The following is an 11,258-nucleotide window of genomic DNA, read 5'->3' as shown; positions in this document are numbered from 1 at the left end:
TTAAAGAACTCTCCGAAGAGATAGCAGTAATCGCATTCGTTACTCGCTTTGCGCCTCTTGGTTAACGTTGCCGTTTGCCCGAAGCAGGATGCGCATTGTACGCCTCCAAGTTTTGATGTCAACGTTTTTCAGTGTCTTTTTTAAAAGTTTTTACAAACTTTTAAAACCGGCATTACTTAAACTAAAAGTAAAACGTTAAGTTAACTGATTCACTTCAAAAGCGATGAGTTAACTATTCAAAACAGCTCTTTGGGTTACCCCTTGGAACTGGAGCGCATTTTAGAGGTTTTTCACTTGAGGTCAACACTTATTACATAAAATATTCATTTTCTAATTTTGGGTGCTCAACATTCATACACCTCCGACTTTATTGACGTTAAAGCCATCACTTTGTTTAAATTTTAACTCTCTTTGTAAAAATTAGTTACCAAATGAATTGTGTGTTAGTTTTACTAAATTTATATTATTCACTCCATATTCTGTATTTTATGTTATTTTTAATAGCATAAAAGCCATTCAATTATATACATCCAATAGGTAACTACATGACAAACAATAAATCAGCTAATTATATACGCTCTTTTCAAGGAGTCTCCCCTGCATTAGGCGCTAGAATATATATTGATCAATCAGCCGTTATTCTTGGTGATATCACTTTAGCCGATGATGTTAGTATCTGGCCTTTAGTTGCTGCTCGCGGTGATGTGAATACGATAACCATAGGTGCTCGTACTAATATTCAAGATGGTACGGTATTACATGTAACTCACAAAAATAAGGAAAACCCTGATGGTTACCCATTAATTATTGGCGCTGATGTTACCGTTGGTCATAAGTGCATGCTTCACGGCTGCACACTAGGAGATCGTATATTGGTAGGTATGGGCACAATTATTCTAGATAACTCAATTATAGAAGATGATGTATTTATTGGAGCAGGTTCGTTAGTACCGCCAAACAAAACGTTAGTCAGCGGCTATTTATATGTTGGTAATCCTGTAAAACAGATACGTCCACTAAAAGATAGCGAAGCTGCTTTTCTCAAAAAATCAGCTTCAAATTATGTAACATTAAAAAATGATTACTTAGCTGCACTATAAATCAGTATTAACGCATATTGATATGAATTTCGTCGCTCTCTGGCTCATTTTTTTCGAGCCAGAGTTCTACTATTTCTTCTAAATCAAATTTTGTGCAATTATCAACTTTCTCTAACCGCTTTAATTGCATAGAGTGAAAGTAAATAGTTATTAGCTGCCCTGACAATAAAGCGGTAAATCGCCAAGCATCTTGTTGCTGATCAAAGTCGATATCGTCATTAAATAAAAGCGCTTGATTCATATTTACTTACTCCGCATTTAATGATGCTCTTAATTCTTTAAGAACTGGTTCGACTGCAGGTTTGACCCCGCGCCAAATATCAAAACTTTCTGCTGCTTGCCCTACTAACATCCCTAATCCATCAATGACCTTATTCGCCTTCAGGTTTTGTGCTTTTTGTAAAAATGGTGTTAGCTCTTTACCATAGGTCATGTCATAGCAGACACTATTAATTGTAATAAGCTTTTCAGAAATTGGGACGCCGTTGCCAGTTAAACCTGCAGAGGTAGCATTTATGATGACATCAAACACTTGCTCGTTTGCTTCTTCAAATGAGCAAGCTAAAAGCGGTTGGTCAGTATACTGTTCAACTATCGCTTTAGCTTTTGAAACCGTTCTATTAGCAATCGTTAAGCTTTTGGGTTTTTGATTCAGTAAAGGTAACACCACACCTTTTGATGCACCACCTGCGCCAAGCAATAATATTCGGCTATTTTTAAGGCTGACACCGTTAGTGAGTAAGTCATTGACTAAACCAATTCCGTCGGTAGTGTCTCCATATATTTTGCCATTTTTAAAGGTTAACGTATTCACAGCACCTGAAAATTTTGCGTGTTCAGTTAATTCATCACACATTGCCATTGCTTGCTCTTTAAAAGGTGCGGTTACATTTGCCCCCTTCCCACCTTGAGCAATAAACTCAACTACTGCCTCAGTAAAACCGTCTATTTCAGCAAATTGAATTGCATAACTAATGACTTGCTCTGTCTCTTTAGCAAATGATAGATGAATAAAAGGTGAGCGTGATTGTTTAATTGGATTACCAAAAACACAGTATTTGTCCATTAGGGTACTTTCAATAAATAAATTTACCTATAGCCTAACCGAATTACTTTTTTTAAAACACAAAAAAGCAGTAACTCTTTTGAATAAGTTACTGCTTTGTGTTTTATTGCTTTCAAAAGCTAGTGTGTTAGCTTAAGTCGTTAGACGGCTATTAAAAGGTATAACCTAGCATTACAGAATAAACCATAGGGTTTACGTCAACTGCTGCTAACCCGTTAGTAGTTCCACTCACTTTAAAAGATGCATCTGTTGAAATGTCAATATAGCGAGCTGAAACATTCACAGACCAATTATCACCTAAATCATAATCAGCGCCAAGTTGTGCAGAAAAACCAAATGAATTATCTAAATCTAAATCACTAAAACCTGCATCTGAGTATGTTTTCGTGAAACTATTATCAAAGAAAATTGTATAGTTAATGCCTAAACCAACATAAGGCTTAAACGCAGAACCCGTATCAAAGTAATATAGTGCGCTTAACGTTGGTGGTAATTGCTTAGTGTCTGCAAGTAATGTTGTCGTATCGCCATTATGTAATTTAATATCATGATCAAATGGCGTTGCCGCTAATAATTCGATTGCCCAGTTATTATCAAAAAAGTAGACAAAATTTAGGCCAAGTTGAGTATTATCGTCAACAGACACTTGTAAACCAGAGTCAGCCCCATCTAAAAACACAGCAGTTTTACTGCTATCTGGAGAAACCATAGTTGCACCACCACGGACTAAAATATCTCCCGCTTGATTTGCTAAAGCGACGGTAGAAAGACTAGATAATAATGCGATTGCTAATAATGATTTTTTCATATTTTATATCCCTTAAATAATTTGTGGATATAATAGAGTAATTACTCTTTAAAAAATTGATTTAGCGCAAGGTTTTTCAGATGATTTTTACATAATAATTTTTTATTGATTTCGATCAATCTTCATCAGAAGACTTCTCTAATTCATTACTACCAAAGGATTTTTTATTGACATTTGTCATAAAAAAGCATTGCTACTGACGAATTATATCACCTGTTAAGCCATTAATAATACTCGTTGGCTTTAAAAATCCTAAGGTGTCTGCCTTAATGATACAGTCAACTTTATCACCCAGTTGTTGCTCAACTTGCTGCCAAGTGGTTGCCGGTGGTTGACCCGCTAAGTTTGCACTAGTTGACACAATTGCTTTATTCGTTAGTTTACACAGTGCAACTACATCAGGGTGATTGGTAATACGAACGGCAATAGAATCAAAAGCACCACAGAGTAGTGGTGAAATATTGCGTTTGGCAGGTAACACCTGTGTAATAGCATCAGGCCAACGCGATAAAATACTAAAACGTTTTTCTTGGTTTATTGCATCATCATTAAGGTAGGGTAATAGTTGAGAGTAATTAGCCGCAAGTAAAATTAAGCCTTTATCAACGCTACGCTGCTTCAATGATAGTAGCTTACGCACGGCCTTGTCATTATCGGGATCGCATCCAAGCCCAAAAACAGCCTCAGTTGGGTAAGCAATAATACCGCCTTGGGTAAATACCTCAGCAGCATGTTCAATTGTTGAGATATTACTCATAAAATCACTATTTAGTCAGTACGTGTTTATATAAAATGGCAATTCTACTATAGGATGTATTGTTCAATTTCAAAAAGCACAAGGTTAACGGATATTAAATAAGTACTTTTAATCTCTAAATTGAACAATACTGCAACAAGCTAGCCTAGTTTAGCTTGCATTGCTTCATCTTTTGCAAGTAAAGCTTTAGCATTAGCTTTACGCTCAGCTTGTACTTTATCAGCTATACTTTGGTCCGCTACACCCAAAATTTGTGCTGCTAAATAACCAGCATTTTTAGCACCTGCTTTACCAATTGCAACTGTCGCAACAGGAATACCACCTGGCATCATTACGGTTGATAATAAAGCATCATGCCCTTGTAAAGGACCATTATCTACTGGAACACCAATAACAGGACGTGTGGTCATACCTGCAACAGCGCCAGCTAAATGGGCAGCCAAACCTGCAGCACAAATAAATACTTTACAGCCTCGCTGTTCGGCATCTTTAACATAAGCTTTTGCTGCTTCAGGAGTTCTGTGGGCTGAGCGCACACGAACTTCATGGCTAATATCAAATTGCTTTAGAATAGTAATAGTGGCTTGCATTACCGGAAGATCAGAATCTGATCCCATTAAAATAGCAACAAATGGTGAAGTCATGGTCTTTTTCTCTTAAAGGTTAAAAATAATATTCATGGTTAATATAAAGGTTATAGAGCTTTACTTTTATAGCTGCATTTTTTTTGTGGGCAACTTATCACCTCACCACTTGCCATGGTTCGTGTAATTAACACAGGCCACTGACATTCTGGGCAGGTTTGCTCTACAGGTTGATAGTTTAAAACATATTTGCATTTAGGGTATTGGTTACAAGAATAAAACGTTTTACCAAAGCGGTTAGTTTTTTCTTTTAACTCACCAAGTTTACCCTTCTGTTTACATGATGGGCAAGCAACACCAATGTCTTCGTGGTGTTGTTCATCTTCAATATGATGGCATTTCGGATAATTAGTACAACCGATAAACATGCCATAACGCCCTTGCTTTACAGCCAAAGGATGACCACAAAGAGGACATTCACTATTGGGTAAAATCGTATCTTCAACTCGCTCTTGTTCAACCACTGAGCGCGTATATTGACAGTTTGGATAATTAGAGCAACTTAAAAAGGCACCAGATTTACCCCGTTTCATGCTTAACTCTGAGCCACACTCAGGGCAAACTTCATAGGCTTTCTCAAGCGCATGTTCATGTCGAGAAAATAAAGGATTATCTTCATCTACAGTTGATTGCTTTTTATTGGGCAGATTAGACATAAAATAAGCTATAGTTTTTTCAATTGGCTTGGGTATATTACAAATAAAGTTGTGACATATTATGCCACAACTCTGCTTTAAAAAACTATTATTTAATGATATACCCGTTATCATTCAAGATGCTGGTTTCAGAGTGCTTGAGCGATTTCAATTCAAGGCGCTGTGATGAAATAATGGTTGTTCCATTATAGGTCACAGCAACGATGAAGTGATGTTGCTCAAACGCTTCTTCGATGGGTTTAAAATCACTTTAGTCGGCGTTAAATAATCAAACCATAGAATAACTATGCTTAAATTATTTGCCTTGCCTAAAGTGCTTTTAATTCCCACTGAAATTCTGCACTTTGATTGGTAACGGGTATATGTCTTAGTGCAATGGACCTTCTTGTTCATCAAAAATAAGATCTTCCATTTGCGAATAAGCACTTTCTTGACCGGGCACATTGAATAATACCATCAATATTACCCATTTTAAGTCATCCATCGAGAAATGAGAGGTGTCAAGCTCCATCACTCTATCGATGACCATTTCACGCGTAGTAAAATCAAGTACGTTTACTTGTTCTAAAAATAAGATAAAACCTCGACTTTCTGTATCAAGAAGTTGCATTTCATCTTCGGTATAAATACGGAAAGATTGATTGCCAACACGAGTTAAATAAGAATACGTATCACTATCTTGCAATGCAGCAAGCTTCTCTAGCCAATTCAGAGCTTTGTATATTTCATCCTGGTGAAAACCTGCCCGCGTAAGTTCATCGGTTAATATGTCATGATCAACCATGACTTCAGCTTCACTATGAATATAATTTTCAAAAAGATACATCAAAATGTCAAACATAACTAGCCCCTTTTACACCTATGGTGAATACTACAATCTAAGGTAGCCACCTGGTACCGCAGCCACCAGACCACTAAGCTCTAACATTGTTAACCGAGTTAACACCTCCTCTATGGGTAGTTTACTTCGGGAAACCACTTTATCTACGGGAGTAATCTCAAATCCCACACTAGCCAACAATTCATCAACACACAAGCCCTTATTTTTACTTTTTTGATCAATGTCTTTATTTACAATCTCTTGTGATTTTTTCTGCTTCTTTAAGTGTAGACCAAATTCATTTACAAACGTTAACTCTTCCATTATATCGGACACTTCATCTACTAATTTAGCACCTTGCTTAATTAACCAGTGACAGCCTTTGGCTTGAGGGTTATTAATAGCACTAGGAATAGAGAAAACATCTCTATTTTGCTCTAATGCACAACGAGCCGTAATTAAAGAACCACTTTTCAAAGCGGCTTCAACGACTAGAACACCTAGACTTAGACCGCTAATAATGCGATTTCGTTTCGGAAAATGTCCTGCTTTTGGCAAAGTACCCGGTAAAAACTCACTGATTATTGCACCCTGCTGAGATATTATTTGCTGAACTAAAGCCCTGTGTCTTGCTGGGTATACTTTATCTAACCCGGTCGCTACTACCGCAATAGTACTTGCACTACACGTTAACGCACCTTTATGTGCAACTGCATCAATACCTAACGCTAAACCACTGGTAATAACCAAGCCCATTTCTGCCAACTGCTGAGCTAGCTCAAAAGCCGTTTCACGACCGCTTGCACTAGCAGAGCGACTACCAACAATAGCTAATTGACTTTGATTCAATAATTTTTTATTACCTTGTATAAATATAACTAGAGGTGGATCGTAAATTTGTTTGAGTAAACAAGGATATAGGGGATCATCAAAGGTTATTATTTCACTATTACAATTATCACTGTTGTTAATAATTTCATCAATGAGTAACCAGTTGGGGTGGAAAAATGCTGTTAGTTGCTTAGGTGTTAAGCTATGTGCTGAAGTTAATGGTGATAATGTTGACAAAGAAAAAAGCGCTTCTATGCCGTAAGCATCAACAAGCGCTAATTTTTTATGAATGGCTAAACGAGGAACAAGCTTTAAGGCTAGCCAGTAATGAATATTGGTTTTGTTCACTTGTCTCCTCCCTTTCTTAGATCCTTCGACCCTTCGACAAGCTCTGGGCTCAGGACAAGCACTTCACTTCCATGTAGTAAACTCCTCCCAAGACAGGAGAAGTTTTATGAACTACTTTATTCTGGTGCAGTCACCACATCTTGTAGTCGCGCAGGTTTTTCAGTGCGTAAAATCAATGCCATACTGGCTTGCTGATAAACTTTAAAAACCATTAACTCACCTAAAGGCTCTTCTGGCATTTTATAATCTGAACCATTCGATGTCCGTAATCGATTCCATCTAGATGTATCTACAGTATATTCCGGCCCTGTATCTGTGTCGACTACACCTGGGCTTAAGCGTTTTATTGCCATAACATCGCCAACGGTTACCTGATGATCAGTGCCACGGTTAATCATAACTACTTCTAACTTACCAAACTTTTTAGCATTACTAGAAGCTTTAATAATAGATCCTCGCAATGATTTATCTGCTGCTTTCATCGTAAATACGGAAGGGAACATTTGCCCCTCATGCACAGGCACAACAAAATCGCCTGACCGTATTTCACGTTTCGCAGTAGATATTTTTAATGTTGCGGGTTCATTTTCACTCTCATTACCTGTACGAAGCGCTTGACCTGTTGCCACTAAATCAACATAAAATCCTAAAGACTCAGTCGTTTCCGGATCAATAACTTCCTCACCTTTATTATAAATTGCATAAGTTTTTGCCAAATCTAACTCTTTATTCACATAAACTTTAAAGCCATTAACACTCGATTTATATCCTTCATCATTACCAAGAACATAAGGCAATTTTTTAAGTTCGTCAGCACTAAATAAATGATCGTACTTAATAAATGGGGCTATTACTTCCAATGGTAACAAGCTAATTGCCGTATCACCCTTACTTTTTTGACGTATTTTAGGCGACCATTTATAACTGGCTTTAACTGGCTCTAGCACCAACATAGGCTCACCTTTTTCATCAAACACTAAGGTGATAATATCACCAGGATATATTAAATGAGGATTGTTGATTTCAGGGTTTAATCGCCATAATTTAGGCCACAACCATGGCTGCTCTAAAAAAATGGCAGAAATATCCCAGAGAGTATCACCTTTAACGACAATGTGAGTCTTAGGTGCGTCATCATTAATTTTTAACTGATCAGCCATTGAAATTAAAGAACATAGACATAAAGAAAGTGTTAAAATTATTTTTTTTAGCATGTGCTTTGTTCCTGTATCATGATTTTTCATGCTTTTATTCACTATTATAGAAATGCGGTATTATTAATTGCTATAATGACAAACATAACACTCTAACAGAATTATCGCTAATTCTTTTAACAAACTTTTATAAGATTATGACTATTTTAACTGTATTACGTTTTCCAGATCCTCGTTTAAAAACAAAGGCTAACCCTGTAACTGAAATAACTGAAGCTACTTCAATCATAATAAATGATATGTTAGCAACCATGTATGATGAAAAAGGTGTTGGTCTTGCGGCCACCCAAATTGATATTCATCAACGTATTGTTGTTATGGATGTTTCTGAAAATAGCGATCAACCTCTTGTACTCATTAACCCAGAAATCATTGCTAAAAGCGATGAAACCTTGATTAATGAAGAGGGATGTTTATCTGTTCCTGGAATTTACGCCAAAGTAAATCGCCATACAACGTGTACGGTAAAGGCTCTCGATCGTCATGGGAAAGAATTTACTCTTGATGGTGAGGAACTATTGAGCATTTGTATTCAGCACGAGCTTGATCATTTAAATGGTATTTTATTTGTTGATTACTTATCACCATTAAAACGCCAACGCATTAAAACCAAGTTAGAAAAAGAAGCAAAATTAGACAAGGACAAGGCTTAAATCTATGTCTAATTCTCTAAAAAGCCCTCTAAATATTATTTTTGCTGGCACACCCGATTTTGCTGCACAACATTTATTGGCGCTTATTAAGAGTGATCACAACATTGTTGCCGTTTATTGCCCACCTGACAAACCTGCAGGGAGAGGCAAAAAATTAACCGCCTGTGCAACTAAATTATTAGCACTTGAACACAACATCCCCGTTGAGCAACCCATTAATTTTAAAGCCGTTAACGACCAACAAAAGTTAACCCAATATAATGCCGATGTTATGGTAGTGGTTGCTTATGGTTTACTGTTACCTGAAGTGATATTAAATGCGCCCCGTTTAGGCTGCATTAATGTCCATGGTTCATTGTTGCCAGAATGGCGGGGGGCAGCACCTATTCAACGTTCATTAGAAGCAGGTGATGAAAAAACGGGTGTAACCATTATGCAAATGGATAAAGGCTTAGATACGGGTGATATGATATTAACTGCCGAATGTATTATTGAGCACACCGACACGAGTGCTAGTATTTATGAAAAACTAGCCCTGCTTGGGCCAACAGCATTGGTTGATACCTTAGCCTTAATGGCACAGGATAATTATAACGCGAATGAACAGAATACTAGCCAAGATGATAGCTTAGCCACTTACGCTCATAAACTTGATAAATCCGAAGCCGAGTTAGATTGGCAATTAAGTGCCTGTGAATTAGATAGAAAAATTCGTGCTTATATTCCTTGGCCAGTAGCACAATTTACTTTTACTGAAAGTAATACCGTAAATAAGCAACACAAAATTCGCATTTGGCAAGCCTCAATACAAGAGAGTGATAGTGAGAAACCTATTGGCACCATTATTTCTGCAAATAAAAGTGGCATTGTAGTCGCCACAGCAAATGGCGCTATTTGTTTAGAAACCCTGCAATTACCTGGCAAGAAAGCCCTACCCGTGAAAGATATTCTTAATGGTCGCGCCGATTGGTTCAAAGTAGGCGCTAACATTAATGGCATAGTGGATTAAATGACAACTCAAACTGCTCAAATAGATAAACAAAAACAGGTCAATATTCGCGCACTGGCTGCGAAGTGTTGCTATAGCGTAATTGATCAAGGACGAAGCCTTAGCGATGAACTACCTAAGCAACAAGATAAAGCAGATATAAAAGATAAAGGCTTATTGCAAGAAATTTGCTATGGCGTGCTGCGATATTTGCCTGAATTAGAGCATGATGTTCGTGCCTTAATGCAAAAACCGTTAACGGGTAAACAACGTGTATTTCATTTTCTGTTATTAGTCGGTGTGTATCAAATCAAGTACATGCGTATTCCTGATCACGCAGCGGTCAGTGAAACCGTAGCCGCTACTGGCGCTTTAAAAAATCGCCAGATGAAAGCATTAATTAATGGTGTCTTACGAAATTTTGTCCGCGCCAGTGAAAGTAAGGCTCTAAATAAACAAGAAATTTTGCCAGCCTCAATAGAATACAACCACCCAAGTTGGTTTATTAAAAAAGTACAGCAAGGTTACCCTAACCAATGGCAACAAATTCTAGCAGCCAATCAACAAAAGCCGCCAATGTGGTTAAGAGTAAATCAACAGCATCACACAAGTACTGAATATCAAAGCTTATTAGCAACAGCAGAAATAGATGTTAATACTATTGAACCATTAAGCCATGCCATTGAACTCACTCGTCCAACGGATGTTACTAAACTACCAGGGTTTGAGCAGGGTTGGATTTCAGTTCAAGATGGCGCTGCTCAACAAGCAGCTAGACTCCTTGACTGCCAAAGTGGCGATGTTGTACTAGATTGTTGTGCTGCACCCGGTGGAAAAACATGTCATGTTTTAGAGCAAAATCCTGATATAGCATCAATGACTGCCATTGATATTGAAGCTGCTCGCTTAGTCAGAGTAGAAGAAAATTTAGCGCGTTTAAGGTTAAAAGCTAAGGTTATTGCCGCTGATGCTGCCAATTCAAAAACCTGGTGGGACGGACAACAATTTGACCGTATTTTATTAGATGCGCCCTGCTCTGGAACAGGGGTTATTCGCCGCCATCCTGACATTAAATGGTTACGTAAAGCTACCGACATTGATGCATTAGTAGCGCTTCAACAGCAAATACTGAATGAAACATGGTCTTTGCTTAAGCCCGGTGGTACTTTACTTTATGTAACCTGTAGTATTTTACCACAAGAAAACAGTGAACAAATAAACCATTTTATTCAAAATAACACCGATGCTGAATTATTAAATATTGACGGTAACGACAAGCCAGAAAAAAATACTCTCGGTTGGCAATTATTGCCTGGAGAAAAAAATATGGATGGTTTTTATTACGCTAAACTGTTAAAAACAATATTATAGAA

Annotated in this window: 13 protein-coding genes; 4 read left to right on the top strand and 9 right to left on the bottom strand. The window is 37.4% G+C overall.

Features of this window, described 5'->3' with window-relative positions; translation table 11 throughout:
• The first annotated feature begins 545 nt into the window (after positions 1 to 545).
• Complete coding sequence (locus DWA31_RS09360) at positions 546 to 1,100, top strand: gamma carbonic anhydrase family protein (protein ID WP_114326332.1); 555 nt, start codon at positions 546 to 548, stop codon at positions 1,098 to 1,100.
• A 7-nt stretch (positions 1,101 to 1,107) separates the two neighbouring features.
• Here DWA31_RS09360 and DWA31_RS09355 read toward each other — a convergent pair whose 3' ends face one another.
• The 9 genes from DWA31_RS09355 to DWA31_RS09315 form a co-directional block, all read right to left on the bottom strand.
• Positions 1,108 to 1,341 (bottom strand): hypothetical protein, encoded by a 234-nt coding sequence (locus DWA31_RS09355; RefSeq protein ID WP_114326331.1) that lies wholly within the window; start codon positions 1,339 to 1,341, stop codon positions 1,108 to 1,110.
• Between the two features lie 6 nt (positions 1,342 to 1,347).
• Entirely contained in the window at positions 1,348 to 2,166 is an 819-nt protein-coding gene (gene aroE / locus DWA31_RS09350; RefSeq protein ID WP_114326330.1) for a shikimate dehydrogenase, read from the bottom strand.
• Between the two features lie 151 nt (positions 2,167 to 2,317).
• Positions 2,318 to 2,974 carry an OmpW/AlkL family protein gene (locus tag DWA31_RS09345; protein WP_114326329.1) on the bottom strand — a complete coding sequence of 219 codons (657 nt, stop codon included), beginning with the start codon at positions 2,972 to 2,974 and terminating at the stop codon, positions 2,318 to 2,320.
• Between the two features lie 193 nt (positions 2,975 to 3,167).
• A complete protein-coding gene (tsaC, locus tag DWA31_RS09340; protein WP_425451878.1) occupies positions 3,168 to 3,722 on the bottom strand; it encodes an L-threonylcarbamoyladenylate synthase type 1 TsaC in 555 nt (184 codons plus the stop codon).
• Between the two features lie 149 nt (positions 3,723 to 3,871).
• Positions 3,872 to 4,375 carry a 5-(carboxyamino)imidazole ribonucleotide mutase gene (gene purE, locus DWA31_RS09335; RefSeq protein WP_114326327.1) on the bottom strand — a complete coding sequence of 168 codons (504 nt, stop codon included), beginning with the start codon at positions 4,373 to 4,375 and terminating at the stop codon, positions 3,872 to 3,874.
• 50 nt (positions 4,376 to 4,425) lie between these two features.
• Positions 4,426 to 5,031, bottom strand: coding sequence for a DNA topoisomerase family protein (locus tag DWA31_RS09330; protein WP_114326336.1), 606 nt, complete (start codon positions 5,029 to 5,031; stop codon positions 4,426 to 4,428).
• A 367-nt stretch (positions 5,032 to 5,398) separates the two neighbouring features.
• A complete protein-coding gene (locus DWA31_RS09325) occupies positions 5,399 to 5,872 on the bottom strand; it encodes a DUF494 family protein (RefSeq protein WP_114326326.1) in 474 nt (157 codons plus the stop codon).
• A gap of 30 nt (positions 5,873 to 5,902) precedes the next feature.
• Positions 5,903 to 7,030: a DNA-processing protein DprA gene (gene dprA / locus DWA31_RS09320; protein WP_114326325.1), complete on the bottom strand. Its 1,128-nt coding sequence runs from the start codon at positions 7,028 to 7,030 to the stop codon at positions 5,903 to 5,905.
• 116 nt (positions 7,031 to 7,146) lie between these two features.
• Positions 7,147 to 8,244, bottom strand: a complete 1,098-nt coding sequence (locus DWA31_RS09315; protein WP_114326335.1) for a LysM peptidoglycan-binding domain-containing protein — start codon at positions 8,242 to 8,244, stop codon at positions 7,147 to 7,149.
• Between the two features lie 137 nt (positions 8,245 to 8,381).
• Between DWA31_RS09315 and def the strand changes: the two genes are divergently transcribed.
• The 3 genes from def to rsmB are packed head-to-tail and all read left to right on the top strand — an operon-like array spanning position 8,382 to position 11,256.
• Positions 8,382 to 8,897, top strand: coding sequence for a peptide deformylase (def, locus tag DWA31_RS09310; RefSeq protein ID WP_114326324.1), 516 nt, complete (start codon positions 8,382 to 8,384; stop codon positions 8,895 to 8,897).
• 4 nt (positions 8,898 to 8,901) lie between these two features.
• Positions 8,902 to 9,906 carry a methionyl-tRNA formyltransferase gene (gene fmt, locus DWA31_RS09305; protein ID WP_114326323.1) on the top strand — a complete coding sequence of 335 codons (1,005 nt, stop codon included), beginning with the start codon at positions 8,902 to 8,904 and terminating at the stop codon, positions 9,904 to 9,906.
• Complete coding sequence (gene rsmB, locus DWA31_RS09300; RefSeq protein ID WP_114326322.1) at positions 9,907 to 11,256, top strand: 16S rRNA (cytosine(967)-C(5))-methyltransferase RsmB; 1,350 nt, start codon at positions 9,907 to 9,909, stop codon at positions 11,254 to 11,256.
• Positions 11,257 to 11,258: the final 2 nt, after the last annotated feature.

Origin of the sequence: Candidatus Colwellia aromaticivorans (assembly GCF_003333305.1) — a bacterium.
GTDB lineage: Bacteria > Pseudomonadota > Gammaproteobacteria > Enterobacterales > Alteromonadaceae > Colwellia > Colwellia aromaticivorans.
The sequence above is the reverse complement of the archived record's forward strand: the minus strand, read 5'-3'. Positions and strand labels throughout refer to the sequence as shown.

Coding starts and splice junctions, on each gene's coding strand:
- DWA31_RS09315 (WP_114326335.1), bottom strand. CDS start 8,244: ATGCTAAAAAAAATAATTTTAACACTTTCTTTATGTCTATGTTCTTTA.
- fmt (WP_114326323.1), top strand. CDS start 8,902: ATGTCTAATTCTCTAAAAAGCCCTCTAAATATTATTTTTGCTGGCACA.
- purE (WP_114326327.1), bottom strand. CDS start 4,375: ATGACTTCACCATTTGTTGCTATTTTAATGGGATCAGATTCTGATCTT.
- def (WP_114326324.1), top strand. CDS start 8,382: ATGACTATTTTAACTGTATTACGTTTTCCAGATCCTCGTTTAAAAACA.
- DWA31_RS09345 (WP_114326329.1), bottom strand. CDS start 2,974: ATGAAAAAATCATTATTAGCAATCGCATTATTATCTAGTCTTTCTACC.
- DWA31_RS09360 (WP_114326332.1), top strand. CDS start 546: ATGACAAACAATAAATCAGCTAATTATATACGCTCTTTTCAAGGAGTC.
- DWA31_RS09330 (WP_114326336.1), bottom strand. CDS start 5,031: ATGTCTAATCTGCCCAATAAAAAGCAATCAACTGTAGATGAAGATAAT.
- rsmB (WP_114326322.1), top strand. CDS start 9,907: ATGACAACTCAAACTGCTCAAATAGATAAACAAAAACAGGTCAATATT.
- DWA31_RS09325 (WP_114326326.1), bottom strand. CDS start 5,872: ATGTTTGACATTTTGATGTATCTTTTTGAAAATTATATTCATAGTGAA.
- DWA31_RS09355 (WP_114326331.1), bottom strand. CDS start 1,341: ATGAATCAAGCGCTTTTATTTAATGACGATATCGACTTTGATCAGCAA.
- aroE (WP_114326330.1), bottom strand. CDS start 2,166: ATGGACAAATACTGTGTTTTTGGTAATCCAATTAAACAATCACGCTCA.